Raw genomic sequence first — 16703 nt, 5'->3', positions numbered from 1 at the left:
CCGATCTCCCCATGCCCATGACCGGCAAGCGCCTCAAAGTCGCCCTGTTGCAGGAAACCCATCGCGGCAGCCGCGAAGCCAATCTCGACGCCATCGAGGCGGGATTGCGCGAAGCCGCCGCGGCCGGCGCCGAGCTGGTGCTGCTGCAGGAGCTGCACAACGGCCCGTATTTCTGCCAGCACGAATCGGTGGACGCGTTCGAGCTCGCCGAGACGATTCCCGGCCCCGGCACCACTCGCCTCGGCAAGCTGGCCGAAGCATTGAAGCTAGTCGTGGTCGCCTCGCTGTTCGAGCGCCGCGCCGCCGGGCTCTATCACAACACCGCGGTGGTGTTCGACCGTTCCGCGGCGATCGCCGGCAAGTACCGCAAGATGCACATCCCGGACGACCCGGCGTTCTACGAGAAGTTCTACTTCACGCCCGGCGATCTGGGCTTCGAGCCGATCGACACCTCGGTCGGCCGGCTCGGCGTGCTGGTGTGCTGGGACCAGTGGTATCCGGAGGCGGCGCGGCTGATGGCGCTGGCCGGCGCCGAGCTGCTGCTCTACCCGACCGCGATCGGCTGGGATCCGAACGACACCGAGGACGAACGCGAACGCCAGCGCGAGGCCTGGATCACCGTGCAGCGCGGCCACGCGATCGCCAACGGCCTGCCGCTCATGGCCTGCAACCGCACCGGCTTCGAAGCCGATCCGTCCGGCGTCGGCGCCGGCATCCGCTTCTGGGGCTCGAGCTTCGTCGCCGGGCCGCAGGGTGAGTTCCTCGCCCGCGCCGGCACCGACGGCCGCGAACTGCTGATCGCCGAAATCGACCTCGCGCGCAGCGAGCACGTGCGGCGGATCTGGCCGTTCCTGCGCGACCGCCGCATCGACGCCTACGGCGACCTGCTGAAGCGCTTCCGTGACTAAGCCGACCGCGCCACCTGCGACCACCCTCGCGACGGACGAGGATCCGCTCGCCGGGCAGCCGATCGAGCGCGTCGTCCGCGACGGCGTCGAATACGTCCTGCTCGGCACCGCGCACGTATCGCCGCGCTCGGTGGCGGCGGTGCGCGCCCTGCTCGAACGCGAGTCGTTCGACGCCGTCGCGGTGGAACTGTGCCCCAGCCGTGCCCGGGCCATGCGTGATCCGGATCAGTTCGCGCATATGGACCTGTTCCAGGTGATCCGGCAGGGCAAGGTCGGCATGCTCGCGGCGAGCCTGGTGCTGGCGGCCTTCCAGGAACGCCTGGCCGCGCAATACGGCATCCGCCCCGGCGCCGAGATGCAGGCGGCGATGGACGGCGCCGATCGCCTCGGCGTGCCGTTCCTGCTGATCGATCGCGAGGTCGGCATCACCCTGCGTCGCGCCTGGCGCGGCGTCGGCTTCTGGCAGCGGCTGGGCCTTCTGGGCGGCCTGTTGGCCAGCGTGTTCGAACGCAACCATGTCGAGGAGGCGCAGATCGAAAAACTCAAACAGGGCGACCTGCTCGAAAGCGCCTTCAGCGAGTTCGCCACCGGCTCGCCGCCGCTCTACCGGGCATTGATCGCCGAGCGCGACGCGTACATGGCCGCGCGCCTGCGCGAGGAAGCCGCGCGCCGTGGGTCGCGGCGCGTCCTGGTGGTGGTCGGCGCCGGGCACCTGAAAGGCCTTTGCGAGCACCTGCGCACGCAGCGCGAGGATCCGGCCACCCTGCTCGCCGGCCTGGCTGCGTCGCCGCCCGCGTCGCGCTGGCCGAAAGGGCTGGCGGTCGGACTGGTCCTGATGATCTTCCTCGCCATCGCGCTGGCCTTCCGCCGCGATGCGGACCTGGGCCTCCTGGCCCTGCGTGACTGGGTGTTGTGCACCGCGGCCGGGGCGGGGCTGGGTGCGCTCGTCGCCGGCGCGCATCCGCTCAGCCTGCTGGTCGCGATGATCGCCGCGCCGCTCAAGCCGTTTCGCCCCGGCGTCCCCGCCGGCGGCCTCAGCGCGATGGTCGAGGCCTGGCGCCGCAAACCGCGGGTGGCCGATTTCCACGCGCTGCGCGCGGACGTCACCCACTGGCGCGGCTGGTGGCGCAACCGGGTGGCGCGCGTGCTGCTCAATTTTCTGCTGGTCAGCCTGGGCACCATCGCCGGGGAATACCTGGCCGGCATCCGCATCCTGAAAAGCCTGTTCTGAGCGCGTCTTTTCGGTTGTCCACGATGGCGTGCCACGTCTATACTTTCGCGGTTCCAATCGTGAACTTTCGTAGCCAGGGGAAGCCTGCCGATGACTCGACTGCCACTGTTCGTCCCGATCGCGGCCCTGATGCTTTTCGCCGCAGGCGCGCATGCGACCGGCGACAAGGCTGCGGGGCGCAAACTGGTCTACACCTGCCACGGCTGCCACGGCATCCCCGGTTACGAGAACGCCTATCCGCGCTATCCGGTCCCCAAGATCGCCGGGCAGAACGAGCAATATCTCATCAACGCCCTGCACGGATACCGCGACGGCGAGCGCACGCATCCGACCATGAGTGCGCAGGCGCAGAGCCTCTCCGAGCAGGAAATCGCGGACATTGCCGCCTACCTGTCCAGCCTCGCCCAATGAGCCCCGGGGAATCCTGCATGAAGCGCGCATCCATGTTGCTGTCCCTCGGCCTGGTCCTGGCCTTTTCCAGCGCCGCCGCGTCCGCCGCCGGCAGCATCGAGCAGGGCAAGACCAAAGCGGCCACCTGCTTCGCCTGCCATGGCGCCGACGGCAATGCGGTCGATCCGCAGTATCCGCGGCTCGCCGGCCAGTACAACCTGTACCTGCAGCAGGCCCTGCACGAATACAAAAACGGCCAACGCAACAACGCGATCATGAAGGGCTTCGCCGCCACCCTGTCCGAGCAGGACATCGCGGACGTCGCCGCCTATTTCTCCAGCCTGCCCGGCAAGCTCGCCACCTTGCAAGGTCATATCCAGGGCGACGGCAAGTAACCTCCCCCTCGGCCTTGTCGATAAGCACGCCGGTCCCTCGCCGGCGTGCTTTTTTCGTCGGCGTCAGCCGATCGCCGAGCGACCCTGCTGGCCGCGGTAGTAGGGCTGTTCGGCCGAGCCGTGGTCGGTGCCGTCCTCGACCGCGGTGATTTCCGGCACGCGCTCGCGCAGGGTCTTTTCCACCCCCTGGCGCAGGGTGACGTCGACCATGCCGCAGCCGTGACAGCCGCCACCGAAGCGCAGCGTCACCACGCCCGCGGCGTCCACGCCGACCAGGCTGACCCGGCCGCCATGCGCGGCCAGACGCGGATTGATCTCGGCCTCGAGCACGTAGCGCACGCGATCGGCGAGCGCCGCTTCCGGCCCGGGCACGCCGCCCTTGATGCGCGGCGCACGGATGTTGAGCTGACCGCCGGTGGCGTCGGGCTCGAAGTCGATGGTCGCATCCTCGAGCCAGGGCGCCGCATCGGCGTCGAGATAGAAGTCGAGCGTATCGAGATCGAGCCGGTGCTCGCGGCCGGAAAGCTCACCCGGTTCGCAGAACTCGAGCTCGCAGCGGGCGGCCGGCGTGCCGGCATCGAGGACGTGCAGGCGGATGCCGGTATCCGTGCCGCCCTGCCGGTCGAGCAGGCGGCGGAAATGTTCGAGGGCACGCGGGGAGATCGTCAGCATCGGAAGTCTTCAGGGTGGGTGTTCAATCAGGACCATTCTAGTCCCTATTGGTCCCCGGGGCGACGTTGCGTATCCTTGTCGGCCCGTCCAGAGAGTCCCGCGCGATGACCCTGCAGGAACTTGCCCGCCAACATTGCGTGCCGCGCAAGGGCGCCGAACATGCGCTCGACGAGGCCGCCGTGACCCAGCTGCTGGCACAGCTGCCAGGCTGGCAGCGCGAGGCGGACGGCAAGGCCATCGCCAAGTCTTACCGCTTCGCCGACTTCCACCGCACCATGGGTTTTCTCAATGCGGTCGCCTTCATCGCCAACCAGCAGGATCACCATCCGGACATCGCGGCCGGATACGGTCACTGCCGCCTTGCTTTTTCGACCCACGACGTCGGCGCCCTCTCGCTCAACGACTTCATCTGTGCGGCCAAGATCGAAAGGCTCATCGCCGAGCGCTGATGCGCGTCGCGTAGCTTGCGCGATCGCTTAAAATGTCGCGTTTCACGCTGCATCCGCCGTCATGTCCGAAGCCCAGCGACTCATCCAGCGTTACTACGATGCCTTCAATGCCGGTGACTGGGAGGCCATGCTGGCCTGCCTCACCGCGGACGTCGTGCACGACATCAACCAGGGTGGCCGCGAAACCGGCCGCGAGGCGTTTCGCGCCTTTCTTGCCCGCATGCGCCGCTGTTATCGCGAAACCCTGCGCGACATCGTGGTGATGAGCAACGCCGAGGGCGACCGCGCCGCCGCCGAATACGTGGTCCACGGCGAGTACCTGGCCGACGACGAGGGCCTGCCGCCGGCACACGGCCAGCGCTATGTGCTGCCGGGCGGCGCGTTTTTCGCCCTGCGCGACGGCCGCATCGCCCGCGTCACCAATTACTACAACCTCGAGGACTGGCTCGCCCAGGTCGGCCGATGAACGCACTGCGCGTCATCACCTGCACCGGCCCTGCGGTGGCGCCGCACCTGGACGATCTGGCGCGACTGCGCCTGGCGGTGTTTCGCGACTGGCCCTATCTCTACGAGGGCGATGCCGCCTACGAACGCGACTATCTCGAAGCCTATGCGCGCTCCCCGCGCAGCGTGTTCGTGCTGGCGCTGGACGGCGAACGGGTGGTCGGCGCCTCCACCGGCATACCGCTCGGCGATGACCAGGCGGCGTTCCAGGCGCCTTTCCGCGCCCGCGGCGATGCGATCGAAACGGTGTTCTATTTCGGCGAGTCGGTGCTGTTGCCGGCCTATCGCGGCCGCGGCATCGGTCATCGCTTCTTCGACGAGCGCGAGGCCCACGCGCGTGCCCTGGGCGGCTTTGCACTGACCGCCTTCTGCGCGGTCGAGCGTGCCGCGGACGATCCGCGCCGGCCGGCCGACTACCGGCCGAACGACGCCTTCTGGCGCAAGCGCGGCTATGTCCCGCAGGACGATCTCTTCTGCGAGCTTGCCTGGCGCGAGGTCGGCGCGACGGCGCCGGTGCCGCACCGGCTCAGGTTCTGGTTGCGTCCCCTGGACGCCCCGAGGATGACCGCCCCATGCCCGTGACCGTGGCCATCGCCCAATGGCAGATCGGCGCTCCCGCGCACTTCGATGACTTCGCCGCCCGCATCGAACGCGAGGTGGCGGCGGTGGCCGCGCGCGGGGCGCAACTGGTGCTGCTGCCCGAATACCTTGCGCTCGAGCTCGCGCACGGCTTCGGCGCCAAAGTGTACGGCGATCTTCACCGCTCCCTCGAAGCCGTGGACGGCTGCCATGCCGCCTGGGTCGATCTCTTCGCCAGCCTGGCCCGGCGTCATGCGCTGTATCTCCTCGCCGGCACTTTCCTGCGCCGCGTCGGTGCGGATTTTCGCAACCGGGCGATGCTGTTCGGCCCGACGGGCCGCCACGCCTGGCAGGACAAGCTGCGCCTCACCGCCTACGAGAAAACGGCCGGCTGCATCGTTCCGGGCGATGCGCTGCACGTGTTCGATACCGAACTCGGCCGGCTCGGCATCGCGATCTGCTACGACATCGAGTTTCCGCTCTTCGCCCGTGCGCAGTATGAGGCTGGCGCCGAACTGATCCTGGTGCCCAGCTGCACCGATACCCCGGCCGGCGCCACCCGCGTGCGCATCGGCTGCCAGGCCCGCGCGCTGGAAAACCAGTTGCCGGTGCTGTGCGCGGTGACCGCCGGCACGAGTGACTGGAGCCCGGTACTGGACGTCAATACCGGCCATGCCGCGGTCTATGTGCAGCCCGATCGCGGCCTGCCTGAAGAGGGCGTCCTGGCCGCCTGTGGCGAGACCGGGCACGCCTGGCTGATGGTCACCGTGGATCCCGCTGCCGTGCGCGCCGCGCGTGCCGAGGGTCAGGTCGGCGTCGCCGCCGATTGGGACGGCCAGCTCGCGCCCGGCGTCCAACGTGCCCGGCTGGCGGCCTGGCAGCAACCTTGAGCACCCCGCGTACCCTCGACGACTGGCTGGCCCATCAGCTGCGCCTGCACCCGCAGGGCATCGCCTTGGGTTTGGAGCGCGCCGTCGAGGTGTGGCGCCGGCTTGGCGCGCCGGCACCGGCGCGGTACGTGATCACCGTCGGCGGCACCAACGGCAAGGGTTCGACCGTCGCCATGCTGACCGCCATGCTGCGTCACGCGGGTTTGCGCGTGGGCAGCTATACCTCGCCGCACCTGCACCGCTACAACGAGCGGGTCAGTCTCGGGGGCATGGCGGTGGACGATGCCGCGCTGATCGAGGCCTTTGCCCGCGTCGAGGCTGCACGGGAGGCGACGCCGCTGACCTATTTCGAATTCGGCACCCTGGCCGCGCTCGATCTTTTCGCCCGCGCCGGTCTGGACGTCGCCGTGCTGGAGGTCGGTCTGGGCGGCAGGCTGGATGCGGTGAATCTCATCGACGCCGACGTTGCGGTGATCACCACCGTGGATCTCGACCACCAGTCCTGGCTCGGCGAGGATCGCGACGCCATCGGCCGCGAAAAGGCCGGCATCGCCCGGCCCGGACGCCCGGTGGTGATCGGCGAAGCACAACCGCCGGCAGGCTTGCTGCAGGCACTGGAGGCTTGCGGAGCATGCAGCGAGCGCGCCGGCGTGGCGTTCGAGATCGTCCGTCGTGCCGCGGGCTGGCGTTGGACGCATCGGGATGGCACCGCGCTCGAGCTGCCCGCGCTGGCGCTCGCCGCGCCGGTGCAATACGCCAATGCGGCCGCCGCGCTGGCGGCGCTGCATGCATTGGAACGCCTTCCCGGACAACCCTGGCCGGGCCTGCTCGCACGGGCGGCGGCCGGGCTGGCGCAGGCCACGCTGCCGGCGCGTCTGCAGATCCTGCCCGGACGGCCGCCGGTGATCGTCGACGTCGGCCACAACCCGCAGGCCGCCCGCGCGCTCGCAGACTGGCTCGACGCCGAACCGGGACCGCCCGTCCAAGCCGTCTACGGCGCGCTGGACGACAAGGACGTCGCCGGCGTGTTCGCCGCACTCGGCGCGCGCGTGGCGCATTGGCATCTGGCCGGACTGGACGCTGACACTCCGCGCGGGCGGACCGCCAGCGACCTGCGTGAGGCGCTGGCGAGCGCCTTGCCGGCGGCGTCCGGCTCCGTACACGCGAACGTGGCGCAGGCGCTGGGCGCGGCCATCGCCGCCGCGGGCAGCGGCGGACGCGTGCTCGCCTTCGGGTCTTTCTTCGTCGCCGCGGCGGTGCTCGAGGCGTGCTCCGGCGCGGCGCGCTAGAGACCGGGCTCCGGGCGCAGGTTCCAGCGCGCGATGGCACGCTGCTCGTGCTCGTAGCCCAGCACGCCGACCGCGGCGGTATCGAGCAGCAGATGCGCGCCGAGCCGGGCCTGGCCGGCCATCCATACGCCGGCCAGTACGCGCAGGACATGGCCGTGCGCGAAGAGCGCGATACGGCCGGTTTCCTTCTCGAGGCGCTCGATCAGCCGCTCCACGCGCTGCTGCAGCGCCTCCAGGGTCTCGCCCTGCGGCATCGGCGCGTCCCAGATCGTCCAGCCCGGCATCTCGGCGCGCATCTCTGCGCTCGTGCGGCCCTCGTAGAGGCCGTAGTCCCATTCCAGCAGCAGCGGCTCGGGCTGCATGCGCTCACCGAGTCCGGCCAGACGGCAAGTCTCCACCGCGCGCTGCAATGGACTGCTGAGCACCAGGTCGAAATGCTGCCCGGCAAGGAGCGGTTGCAAGGCCCGCGCCTGCTCGCGGCCATGCTCGGTGAGCGGCACGTCGGTGCGGCCCGTGTGTTTGCCCAACCGGCTCCAGGCCGTCTCGCCATGCCGGATCAACCAGATTTCGCGCTGCGTACCCTTCATGCGGTGATTTCCCATCGTGTCGGCCATAGCCTAATGGTCCCGCATGCCGCGCGAACGTGTACGCTGCGGACAGTCATGCGGGACCTGCCCTCGATGCCGCTTCTTCGCCTTGCCTGGAACATCGTCGGTCTCCGGCCCGGCCGGGCCGGATCTGGAGCGTTCGACGCGACGACCGCGGAACCCGTGCCCGTGCTTGCGCGGCAGTCCCGCCTCCGGAGGCATTGAGCGACGATGCTGCGTCAACTGCCACGCTGGGCCTGGATCGGTGGCGGGCTGCTGGCTTTCATCGCCGGCAGCATCAATGCGGTCGGCTACCTGTGCTTCCGGCATCAGCCGATCACCCATTTGACCGGCACCAGCACGGAACTCGGCATCGCCCTGGCACGCGGCGATGCGCGTGAATTCGCCCATTGGGGCATGGCCATCCTCGCCTTCCTGCTCGGCGCGGTGGCGAGCGGCTTCATCGTGCAGCAGCACACCCTCAAGCTCGGCCGCCGTTACGGCGTGGTGCTGATGATGGAATCGCTGCTGCTGTTTGCGGCCACTCCGCTGATCCACGGCGGGCATGATCTGGGCATCTATCTCGCCACCGCCGCCTGCGGACTGCAGAACGCGATGGTCAGCACCTACAGCGGCGCGACCCTGCGCACGACGCACCTTTCCGGCATCTTCACCGATCTTGGCATCTATCTGGGCCAGCGCCTGCGCGGCCTCGCCGTGGATACGCTGCGCATCCACGTGTGCGTGCTGATCGCCTCGCATTTCATTCTCGGCGCCACCGCCGGCGCACTGGGTTATGCCTGGATGGCCGAGCGCGTGCTGCTGGTGCCGGCGGGCCTGACCGGGTTGATCGGTCTGGGCTATGCGATCTATCGCCACCAGGCCCTGCGCCGCCAGGCAGAGGCTTGAGGCCGCCGCCTCAGTGGCCGGCCGGCGTGCCCGCGTCCTGGACGAGCGCCGCACGCAGGGCGCGCAGCTTCGCCTTCAGCCTGGCTTCGTTGTCCGGGCCCATGCGGATCATCAGCTTCTGCCCCGCCGACAGCGATTCCAGTGCAGGGTCGGCATAGGCGTAGTAGACCTTGGGTTGCACCAGGGTCGGCGGCTGCCGGGGTTCGGGGGCCGCGAGCAGGTCGTCGATGGCGGTCAACAGACGCTGGTGGAACTCGCCGTGCGGATAGCCGAGTTCACGATAGGCCTGCTGAAACAGCGGGTAATGCCGCGTGTACCAGGCGGCGACGGCCTGCGGGTCGGCGCGCTCGGCAAGCTGCACGTAGGGGGCGTAGCGCTGGGCATTGTCGGCGGCGACGGTCAGCGTGCCGTCGGCGTTGCGGTTCACGCGGAAGGCGCCGGGCGGGGTGCGCAGCGGCAGCAGGCGCACCGGCAAGGCCGTCCGCGGCAAGGCATCGACAGTGGCGACGATGCGGCGGATGAGTTCATCGGGAACGACCAGACCGCGCAGGCCCTCGCCGAACAGCGTCAGCAGGGAGGCGAGCGTGTCTTCGTCACTCGCCTCGAGCGCCGGCAGCACGGCGGTGGAAGCCGGTGCCGGGGCCGGCGCGGCGGCGACCGTGCGTGCCGAGGCAGGCGCCGGCACCGTGATGGCGTGATCCACCGTGACGGCGTGATCCGGCGCCGGGGGCGCGGACCTGGGCGCATGCATCCGCTGCCAGCCGAACCAGCCGCCTGCACCGAGCACGAGCACGACGAGCAGCCCGATGCCGAACTTACGGCTGGAGGAGGATCCGGTGCGGCGCATGTCGGTTTTTTTCATCGGTCGATGTCGTCATTCGCAAGCATTGCAGTTTGGGACCGGCACAGGCGTGGCAGGTTCCCGCCTCGCCTTCAGGCATAGTCCTGGTAGGACTTTTCCTCGATCAGCGGCGAGCCCAGCTTCAGGTTGATCTCGCGCTTGATCGCCGCGCGCTCGTCGTTGCGCAGGTAGACCGCGCGAGCCAGCTCGATGAATGCCTGGTCGAAGGTCTTGGCCTTCTCCTTCAGGCGGATGCGGTCCTCGATGTCCCACAGCGCCTCGTTGACCACACGCAGCCGGGCGCGCTCGGCGGCGATGTCGACGGCAGCGGCCGGATGGCCGGCCCAGGCGCGTTCGAGCGCTTCGAGTTCGGCACGGACGTTGGCCCGCTTGGCCTCATCGCCGATGCGTTCGGCCTTGATCTCGAGGATGGTGATCTTGTCGATCAATTCGCCGTAGGACACCGGCACCAGGATCGCGTTCATCGTTTGGGACTCCTCATCAAGACGTGGCGGCAGGTTCGAAACGGCGCTGGCGGACGAGTTTGACCACGCGGCGCACGTCGCCGTCCAGCGAGCGGTCGCGATGCAGGAAGGAGACCTGCCCGCGCAGCAGCGCATGTGCGCGACGCACCGCGGCACCGGCATGGAAATCGCCGGCGGCGGCCAGTGCCTCCGTCAATGCGCGCACCTCGGCGACGAACACCGGATGCTGTGGGTGATCCTCGCGCGGGGCGTTAGCGATTTTGCCGGCCAGTGCCTGCCAATCGCCGCGCATGGCCAGCCGACGCGCGGCATTGAGCATCTCCTGGCGGTAGTCGAGCGCCTGGCCCGCGACGTAGAGCTCGAGCGCCAGCACGTGGCCGAGATCCTCGGTCATCTCCAGCACGTGACGCGCCTCGTTGGTGCCCATCGACACGTGGTCCTCGGCATTGGCGCTGGTCGGCACCGAATACACGCTGGCCGGATGCGCGCGCGTGGCGAGATCGTTGACCAGCGCCGCGGCGGTGTACTGCACAATCATCAAGCCCGAATCGGTGCCGTCCTCGTTGCCGGTGAGGAAGGCCGGCAGGCCATCGTTGGTCGCCGGATCGACCAGCTTGGCGATGCGCCGCTCGGCGATCGAGGCCAGCACCGGAATCGCCGCCTTGAGGTAACTCATCGCCAAGGCGAGCGGCATGCCGTGGAAATGGCCGGCCGAGATCACCTGCTCCTCGATGAAACGCGCATCGACGTGGTCGGGGAAGATCAGCGGATTGTCGGTGACCGCGTTCAATTCGATGTCGACCACGCGGCAGGCCTGCGCCCAGGCATCGCGCACCGCCCCGTGCACCTGCGGCATGCAGCGCAGGCAATAGGCGTCCTGCGGTTGGTGCTTCTTGCCGCCCTTGAACGGCAGGAAGCGGCTGTAGAACGCCTCGCGGCCGTGACGCTGGTTGACCGGCACCCAGTCCCAGCCGATGTCGAAAGCCAGCGCCTGGTCCTCCGGCACGCGCCACGCTTCGGCAGTCCAGGGACGAAAGCGCGGCACCAGGTGATAGGGAATGTCGAGCAGCGTGGAACCGGCCAGCAGATCGCGCACGTGCCCGGCCACCGCCACCTGGCCCGGATGCGGGCGCAGCGCATGCACCTCGGCGCTCAAGGCGCCGCTGCGGCCGGCGAAGGCATCGAGCGTCATCGCCGCGGCCAGGTCGGCCAGATCCAGCAGGTATTGCAGCGTATCCAGCGCCAGCACAGCGGTGGCCAGCATCTGCGCGGTGCCGTTGTTGAGCGCCAGGCCTTCCTTGAACGACAGCCGCACCGGCGAAAGCCCCGCGCGGGCCAGCGCCTCGGCGCCGGGCAGGCGCTCGCCGCGATAGCACGCCTCGCCGCCGCCCAGCAGCACGATGGCCAGATGCGACAGCGGCGCCAGATCGCCGCTCGCGCCGACCGAGCCCTTCTCCGGCACCACCGGCACCACGCCGGCATTGAGCATCGCGACCAGCGCTTCGAGCGTCTCCACGCGGATGCCGGAATGGCCGCGCATCAGTGTATTGATGCGGATGGCGAGCATGGCCCGCACGACCTCGGGCGCGAGCGGGCGGCCGACACACACGGCATGGCTCAGGATCAGGTTGCGCTGCAGTTCCTCGGGCAGGCTCGCCTCCGCCTGCGGCACCGCGCCGGGAAGCTCGTCGCGTAGGCGATGCGCGCCCAGCAGCTTGTCGGCATTGCTGCCGAAACCGGTGGTGACGCCATAGATCGGTTCGCCGCGGCGCACCTGTGCGGCGAGGAAATCGGCCGCGTGCCGGACCTTGCCGAGCTGCGCCGGGTCGAGCGCCACCGGCGCGCCACGCGCCACCGCCAGCAAGCCGGCACGGGTCAGCGTTTGGCCGTCCAGAAGGATGGTCTGGCTCACGAAAGACTCCTGCGTGGTTTCGATGGCGTGGGAGGAGACCCCAAGGCGGGCTCAGCCCATCGCCGCCGCCTGCTCCAGCTCCACCCGTAGCGTCTTGACCAGCTCCGCGCGCGGCACCTCGAACTGGTCGCCGCGGCGCAGGTCCTTGACCGTCACCACGCCGCGGGCGATCTCGTCCTCGCCGAGCACGACCACGAAACGGATGCCGGCACGGTCGGCGTACTTGAACTGCTTGCCGAGCTTGCCGCCTTCGAGCACCACCTCGGTGGCGATGCCGCCGGCGCGCAGCTCGCCGGCGAGGGCGAGATAACGCGGCAACTGGGACTCGTCCATCTGCGTCACCAGCACGTCCACAGTGCTGCGTGCGCGGTCCACGAGCCCGGCCTCGCGCAGCTGCCAGTACAGGCGGGTCAGGCCGATGGAGATACCCACGCCCGGAAGCTTCGAAGCGGTGTACTGGCTGGCGAGGTTGTCATAGCGCCCGCCGGAACAGATCGAGCCGATCTGCGGATGTTCGTTGAGCGTGGTCTCGTAGACCGTGCCGGTGTAGTAGTCCAGGCCACGCGCGATCGACAGATTGAGCGCGAAATGCGATTCGGGCACGCCGAAATCGCGTACCAGGGCGAGCACTTCCTTGAGTTCGGCGCGCCCCTGCTCCATCGCCGCCGGGCCAGCACCCAGCGCATCGAGTTTTTCGAAGGCGTCGGCGAGCGAGGTCGAGCGCGTCTGCACGAAAGCGAGGATCTTTTCCGTCACCGCGGCGGACAGGCCGAACGGCTCGCCGGTGAGCGTCGCGCGCACGTAGTCGGCACCGCGCTTGTCGAGCTTGTCGACCTCGCGCAGCACCAGCATCTGCCGTTCGCCGTCGGCGATGCCCAGGCTTTCGAAGTAGCCGCGCATCAGCTTGCGGTTGTTGAGCTGGATGGTGAACGGCCCGATGTCGAGCTCGCGGAACACGCTGTGGATCACCGCCGGCATCTCGGCGTCGTAGCGGATCGACAGCGTGTCCTTGCCGATGACGTCGATGTCGCACTGGTAGAACTCGCGGAAGCGCCCGCGCTGGGCGCGCTCGCCGCGGTACACGCGCTGCATCTGGTAACGCCGGAACGGAAAGGTGAGCTCGTGTTCGTGCTGGGCGACGTAACGCGCCAGCGGCACGGTGAGGTCGAAGCGCAGGGCGAGCTCGGGCTTCTCGCCCTGCTCCAGCGCGCCGGTGGACTGCACGAAGTAGACCTGGCGCTCGGTCTCGCCGCCGGTCTTGGTCAGCAACACATCCGCGTATTCGATCGCCGGCGTCTCGATCGGCAGGAAACCGAAGCGCTCGTAGTTGCGACGGATGGTGTCGAGCATGCGCTGAAAGGCGATCTGGTCCAGCGGCAGAAGCTCGAGCACGCCGGGCATGGTGCGGGCCGGGGTAAGCGCCATGGATTCCTCGTGGCAAACGCGAAAACGGCAAGCCGCATAGCCTAGCAGCCCCGCCCCGCCGCTTCGCGGGCCACGGCATTCGTCACCGCCGACAGGCGCGGCATCGCCGGCCCCTGGCAAGGCCGGCGTCGTGTTGCCAAGGCCGACCCGGCTCGCCTAGAATGCGCGGCTCACGGGGTGTAGCTCAGCCTGGTAGAGCGCTACGTTCGGGACGTAGAAGTCGCATGTTCGAATCATGTCACCCCGACCATGACACAGACGAAAAAGCCGGCCTCGTGCCGGCTTTTTCGTTGCGGAAAGCAGCCCTCGTTCAATCGACCGGCATGCCCAGCCCGATCAGTTCCGCCTCCGCGAAGCCGGCCTCGCGCCGCGCAGGCAGATTGAACGGTCCGCGCGGCGTGCCACGCATGCGGCTGCGCAACAGTTCGAAAAAGGTGGCGACCGGCTCGCGGCCATCGCGTGCGCAGCACCAGCGGAACCAGCGCGTGCCGGCCGCCACGTGCGCCACCTCCTCGCGCAGGATGACCCGGAGTATCGCCGCGGTGCGCCGATCGCCCGCCGCTTCCAGCCGGGCGATCATGCCCGGCGTCACGTCCAGTCCGCGCGCCTCGAGCACGCGGGGCACCAGCGCCATGCGTGCGATCAAGTCATCCGCGGTCTGCTCGGCCATTTCCCACAGGCCGTTGTGGGCGTCGAAGTCGCCGTAGCGATGGCCGAGCTCGCCGAGCCGCGCGTCGAGCATGGCGAAATGGCGGGCCTCGTCGTCCGCGCAGCGCGCCCAGTCGAGGTAATACTCCTCGGGTAGACCCCGAAAGCGGTACACCGCGTCCCAGGCGAGGTCGATCGCATTGAGCTCGATGTGGGCGATGGCGTGGACCAGTGCCGCCCGGCCTTCGGCCGTGCCAAGCCCGCGTGCCGGCACGGCCGAAGGCGGCACCAACCGCGGCCGCGCGGGACGCCCGGGCATGCCGATGGGCCCGGGTGGCGGCGCGTCGGGTTCGATGCCTGCGCGTCCGGAACGCAAGGCGTGCCAGGCGGCATGCGTCAGCCGGCACTTCTCTTTGGGATCGGTCGCCTCGAGACAGCCTCTGGCGGCGAGAAACAGGCAGTCCATCGCGCCATGGTAGCGGCCGTTTGCCCGCGCCGGGCGCTTTCAGACGACGAGCGACAGCGCGTAGGTCAGCACCAGCCCGGTCAGCGCCAGCACGGTTTCCATCAGCGACCACGATTTGATCGTCTGCCCCACGCTCAGGCCGAAATATTCCTTCACCAGCCAGAAGCCGGCGTCGTTGACGTGCGAGAAGAACAGCGAGCCGGCGCCGATGGAGAGCACGACCAACGCGAGCTGCGCGGGCGGCAGATGCGCGGCGAGCGGCGCCACCATGCCGGCGGCGGTGACGGTGGCGACCGTGGCCGAACCGGTCGCCAGCCGGATCAGCACCGCCACCAGCCAGCCCAGCACCAGCGGCGGCCAGCCGGCCAGCAGGGCGAGCTTGGCGATGGCGGTGCCGGCGCCGCCGTCGACCAGCGCCTGCTTGAAACCGCCACCGGCGCCGACGATCAGCATGATGCCCACCACCGGTTTCAGGCTGTCGCCGAGGCGACGGCCGAGTTCGTCGAGCGAAAAGCCCACCGCGGTGCCGAAAGTGACCATCGCCAGCAACACCGCCGCGAGCAGCGCGAAGACCGGATCGCCCAGGAAATCGACCAGCCGGCGGAGCGGCTCGCCCTTGTCCAGTACGAGGTCGGCGCCGGCCTTGAACAGCATGAGACCGGTCGGCAGTAGCAGGGTCAGCAAGGTGGCCGCGAAGGCCGGGCTGCGCGTGCGGCCCGGCGTGCCGGCCTCGCCCTCGCCATGTTCCGCCGCTTGGCCGCGGCCTTCGTCCGCACCGACCGGCACCCAGCGCGCCACCCATGGCGCGAGCAGCGGCCCGCCGATCGCCACAGTGGGTGCCGCCACCAGCAGGCCCAGGGCCAAGGTCAGGCCGACGTTGGCGTGCAGCACCGCAATCGCCGCGATCGGGCCGGGATGCGGCGGGATGAAGCCGTGCAAGGCCGACAAACCGGCCAGCGCGGGCAGGCCCAGGCGCATGGCCGGCTGCCGCGCACGCCGCACGGCCAGCATCACCACCGGCATCAGCAGTACCAGCCCGATCTCGAAGAACATCGGGATGCCGAGGATGCCGGCCACCAGCGCCATCTTCCACGGCAGGCTCGCCGGCCGGCCGCGCAGGATCTTGTCGACCACCTGGTCGGCGCCGCCGGAATCGGCCAGCAGCCGGCCGAGCATGGCGCCGAGCGTGATCAGCACGCCGACATAGCCGAGCACGTCGCCCACGCCCTTCTCGTAAGTCGCAGGCACCTTGTCCAGCGGCATGCCGGACACGACGCCCACCAGCAGCGCACCCAGGCTCAGGGCCAGAAAGGCGTGCAGCTTGAGCGCCACCACCAGCACGATCAGCAGCGCGATGCCGGCGATGGCCGCGATCAAGGCCTGGACGTCGTGCGCAGACAGCTGGAGATTCATCGCGCGTCCCGGGCAAGTGCGCCCAGCCCCAGCCGGCCGATGATGGTGTCGGCGATCACCTCGGCCGGCGCGCCGATGTCGACGCGCAGCACCGGCTCGTCGGGCGAGGGTTCCTCCAGCGTCGCGAACTGGCTGTCGAGCAGGCTGGCGGGCATGAAATGGTCGTGCCGCCGGGTCAGTCGCCGGGCGATGAGTTCCTTCGCCCCGGCCAGATAGACGAACAGCACGCCCTTGCCGCGCCGGTTGAGCCGATCGCGATAGGCACGCTTGAGCGCCGAGCAGGTCACGATGCCGCTGCGGCCTTCGTCGAGGCAGCGCTCGATCCATGCGGCGATCCGTTCGAGCCAGGGCCAGCGGTCCTCGTCGGTCAGCGGATGTCCCGCCGCCATCTTGGCGACGTTGGCCGGCGGATGCAGGGCGTCGCCCTCCTGCCAGGGCCAGCCCAGGCGCTGCGCGAGCAACTGCGCAATGGTGGTCTTGCCGCAGCCGGAGACGCCCATCAGGACCAGCACCACGGGAAAGCCCGGGTGCGCCGGCTGGCTTTCCGTCGCGGCTGGCCGTGCTGGCGTTCCGTCATTCACTGCGTGCATCTCCGTTTTGGGACTGCGGCTGCGCGGATGCTCGGCCGGCCGATGTTAAGTCGACGCGAAATGCTCGACCCGTCCGCACGTCGTCGCGTCTTCTCCACGGGGGGCGTTCTCAAAATATGT

Annotated in this window: 19 protein-coding genes and 1 tRNA gene; 11 read left to right on the top strand and 9 right to left on the bottom strand. The window is 69.4% G+C overall.

What is annotated here, in order from left to right; all coding sequences use genetic code 11:
- The first annotated feature begins 17 nt into the window (after positions 1-17).
- From ALSL_RS06605 to ALSL_RS06590, 4 genes are all read left to right on the top strand, one after another.
- A complete protein-coding gene (locus tag ALSL_RS06605) occupies positions 18-908 on the top strand; it encodes a carbon-nitrogen hydrolase (RefSeq protein WP_126537599.1) in 891 nt (296 codons plus the stop codon).
- Complete coding sequence (locus tag ALSL_RS06600) at positions 901-2139, top strand: TraB/GumN family protein (RefSeq protein WP_126537597.1); 1239 nt, start codon at positions 901-903, stop codon at positions 2137-2139. The genes ALSL_RS06605 and ALSL_RS06600 overlap by 8 nt, the downstream gene beginning before the upstream one ends.
- A 90-nt stretch (positions 2140-2229) precedes the next feature.
- On the top strand, positions 2230-2550 hold the full coding sequence (locus ALSL_RS06595) for a c-type cytochrome (protein WP_126537595.1): 321 nt from the start codon (positions 2230-2232) through the stop codon (positions 2548-2550).
- 17 nt (positions 2551-2567) lie between these two features.
- A complete protein-coding gene (locus ALSL_RS06590; RefSeq protein WP_126537593.1) occupies positions 2568-2924 on the top strand; it encodes a c-type cytochrome in 357 nt (118 codons plus the stop codon).
- 63 nt (positions 2925-2987) lie between these two features.
- On the opposite strand, the gene ALSL_RS06585 is transcribed toward ALSL_RS06590, so the two are convergent.
- Positions 2988-3596 (bottom strand): NfuA family Fe-S biogenesis protein, encoded by a 609-nt coding sequence (locus ALSL_RS06585; protein ID WP_126537591.1) that lies wholly within the window; start codon positions 3594-3596, stop codon positions 2988-2990.
- Between the two features lie 104 nt (positions 3597-3700).
- On the opposite strand from ALSL_RS06585, the gene ALSL_RS06580 reads away from it, so the two are divergent.
- The 5 genes from ALSL_RS06580 (at position 3701) to folC (ending at position 7307) form a co-directional block, all read left to right on the top strand.
- Positions 3701-4045 carry a 4a-hydroxytetrahydrobiopterin dehydratase gene (locus ALSL_RS06580; protein ID WP_126537589.1) on the top strand — a complete coding sequence of 115 codons (345 nt, stop codon included), beginning with the start codon at positions 3701-3703 and terminating at the stop codon, positions 4043-4045.
- Between the two features lie 61 nt (positions 4046-4106).
- Positions 4107-4511, top strand: coding sequence for a nuclear transport factor 2 family protein (locus ALSL_RS06575; protein ID WP_126537587.1), 405 nt, complete (start codon positions 4107-4109; stop codon positions 4509-4511).
- On the top strand, positions 4508-5131 hold the full coding sequence (locus tag ALSL_RS06570) for a GNAT family N-acetyltransferase (RefSeq protein ID WP_126537585.1): 624 nt from the start codon (positions 4508-4510) through the stop codon (positions 5129-5131). The genes ALSL_RS06575 and ALSL_RS06570 overlap by 4 nt, the downstream gene beginning before the upstream one ends.
- Complete coding sequence (locus tag ALSL_RS06565) at positions 5128-6018, top strand: carbon-nitrogen hydrolase family protein (RefSeq protein ID WP_126540079.1); 891 nt, start codon at positions 5128-5130, stop codon at positions 6016-6018. The genes ALSL_RS06570 and ALSL_RS06565 overlap by 4 nt, the downstream gene beginning before the upstream one ends.
- Positions 6015-7307: a bifunctional tetrahydrofolate synthase/dihydrofolate synthase gene (folC, locus tag ALSL_RS06560; protein ID WP_126537583.1), complete on the top strand. Its 1293-nt coding sequence runs from the start codon at positions 6015-6017 to the stop codon at positions 7305-7307. The genes ALSL_RS06565 and folC overlap by 4 nt, the downstream gene beginning before the upstream one ends.
- Here the strand turns inward: folC and ALSL_RS06555 are convergent.
- Positions 7304-7894 (bottom strand): histidine phosphatase family protein, encoded by a 591-nt coding sequence (locus tag ALSL_RS06555; RefSeq protein ID WP_126537581.1) that lies wholly within the window; start codon positions 7892-7894, stop codon positions 7304-7306. The genes folC and ALSL_RS06555 overlap by 4 nt on opposite strands.
- 231 nt (positions 7895-8125) lie before the next feature.
- On the opposite strand from ALSL_RS06555, the gene ALSL_RS06550 reads away from it, so the two are divergent.
- The gene (locus ALSL_RS06550; RefSeq protein ID WP_126537579.1) at positions 8126-8803 is read left to right on the top strand and encodes a YoaK family protein; all 678 of its coding nucleotides are present in this window, start codon (positions 8126-8128) and stop codon (positions 8801-8803) included.
- A 10-nt stretch (positions 8804-8813) separates the two neighbouring features.
- On the opposite strand, the gene ALSL_RS06545 is transcribed toward ALSL_RS06550, so the two are convergent.
- From ALSL_RS06545 to hisS, 4 genes are all read right to left on the bottom strand, one after another.
- Positions 8814-9650, bottom strand: a complete 837-nt coding sequence (locus ALSL_RS06545) for a DUF3014 domain-containing protein (RefSeq protein WP_126537577.1) — start codon at positions 9648-9650, stop codon at positions 8814-8816.
- An 86-nt stretch (positions 9651-9736) separates the two neighbouring features.
- Positions 9737-10129 carry a DUF6165 family protein gene (locus ALSL_RS06540; RefSeq protein ID WP_126537575.1) on the bottom strand — a complete coding sequence of 131 codons (393 nt, stop codon included), beginning with the start codon at positions 10127-10129 and terminating at the stop codon, positions 9737-9739.
- A gap of 16 nt (positions 10130-10145) precedes the next feature.
- A complete protein-coding gene (locus ALSL_RS06535; RefSeq protein WP_126537573.1) occupies positions 10146-12041 on the bottom strand; it encodes an HAL/PAL/TAL family ammonia-lyase in 1896 nt (631 codons plus the stop codon).
- A 51-nt stretch (positions 12042-12092) separates the two neighbouring features.
- Positions 12093-13466, bottom strand: a complete 1374-nt coding sequence (hisS, locus tag ALSL_RS06530; protein ID WP_126537571.1) for a histidine--tRNA ligase — start codon at positions 13464-13466, stop codon at positions 12093-12095.
- Between the two features lie 173 nt (positions 13467-13639).
- Between hisS and ALSL_RS06525 the strand changes: the two genes are divergently transcribed.
- A tRNA-Pro gene (locus tag ALSL_RS06525) sits at positions 13640-13716 on the top strand.
- Positions 13717-13776: 60 nt separating this feature from the next.
- On the opposite strand, the gene ALSL_RS06520 is transcribed toward ALSL_RS06525, so the two are convergent.
- The 3 genes from ALSL_RS06520 to ALSL_RS06510 are packed head-to-tail and all read right to left on the bottom strand — an operon-like array spanning position 13777 to position 16508.
- Positions 13777-14580 (bottom strand): ferritin-like domain-containing protein, encoded by an 804-nt coding sequence (locus tag ALSL_RS06520; RefSeq protein WP_126537569.1) that lies wholly within the window; start codon positions 14578-14580, stop codon positions 13777-13779.
- Positions 14581-14619: 39 nt separating this feature from the next.
- On the bottom strand, positions 14620-15993 hold the full coding sequence (locus ALSL_RS06515; RefSeq protein ID WP_126537567.1) for a GntT/GntP/DsdX family permease: 1374 nt from the start codon (positions 15991-15993) through the stop codon (positions 14620-14622).
- Positions 15990-16508 carry a gluconokinase gene (locus ALSL_RS06510; RefSeq protein ID WP_231700310.1) on the bottom strand — a complete coding sequence of 173 codons (519 nt, stop codon included), beginning with the start codon at positions 16506-16508 and terminating at the stop codon, positions 15990-15992. Before ALSL_RS06510 ends, ALSL_RS06515 begins: the two co-directional genes overlap by 4 nt.
- Positions 16509-16703: the final 195 nt, after the last annotated feature.

The sequence above is a fragment of the Aerosticca soli genome, from assembly GCF_003967035.1.
GTDB lineage: Bacteria > Pseudomonadota > Gammaproteobacteria > Xanthomonadales > Rhodanobacteraceae > Aerosticca > Aerosticca soli.
Note: the sequence above shows the minus strand (reverse complement) of the source record. Positions and strands in the feature narration are given on the sequence as shown.

Coding starts and splice junctions, on each gene's coding strand:
- ALSL_RS06605 (WP_126537599.1), top strand. CDS start 18: ATGACCGGCAAGCGCCTCAAAGTCGCCCTGTTGCAGGAAACCCATCGC.
- ALSL_RS06595 (WP_126537595.1), top strand. CDS start 2,230: ATGACTCGACTGCCACTGTTCGTCCCGATCGCGGCCCTGATGCTTTTC.
- ALSL_RS06590 (WP_126537593.1), top strand. CDS start 2,568: ATGAAGCGCGCATCCATGTTGCTGTCCCTCGGCCTGGTCCTGGCCTTT.
- ALSL_RS06585 (WP_126537591.1), bottom strand. CDS start 3,596: ATGCTGACGATCTCCCCGCGTGCCCTCGAACATTTCCGCCGCCTGCTC.
- ALSL_RS06580 (WP_126537589.1), top strand. CDS start 3,701: ATGACCCTGCAGGAACTTGCCCGCCAACATTGCGTGCCGCGCAAGGGC.
- ALSL_RS06575 (WP_126537587.1), top strand. CDS start 4,107: ATGTCCGAAGCCCAGCGACTCATCCAGCGTTACTACGATGCCTTCAAT.
- ALSL_RS06570 (WP_126537585.1), top strand. CDS start 4,508: ATGAACGCACTGCGCGTCATCACCTGCACCGGCCCTGCGGTGGCGCCG.
- ALSL_RS06555 (WP_126537581.1), bottom strand. CDS start 7,894: ATGAAGGGTACGCAGCGCGAAATCTGGTTGATCCGGCATGGCGAGACG.
- ALSL_RS06550 (WP_126537579.1), top strand. CDS start 8,126: ATGCTGCGTCAACTGCCACGCTGGGCCTGGATCGGTGGCGGGCTGCTG.
- ALSL_RS06545 (WP_126537577.1), bottom strand. CDS start 9,650: ATGCGCCGCACCGGATCCTCCTCCAGCCGTAAGTTCGGCATCGGGCTG.
- ALSL_RS06540 (WP_126537575.1), bottom strand. CDS start 10,129: ATGAACGCGATCCTGGTGCCGGTGTCCTACGGCGAATTGATCGACAAG.
- hisS (WP_126537571.1), bottom strand. CDS start 13,466: ATGGCGCTTACCCCGGCCCGCACCATGCCCGGCGTGCTCGAGCTTCTG.
- ALSL_RS06520 (WP_126537569.1), bottom strand. CDS start 14,580: ATGGACTGCCTGTTTCTCGCCGCCAGAGGCTGTCTCGAGGCGACCGAT.
- ALSL_RS06515 (WP_126537567.1), bottom strand. CDS start 15,993: ATGAATCTCCAGCTGTCTGCGCACGACGTCCAGGCCTTGATCGCGGCC.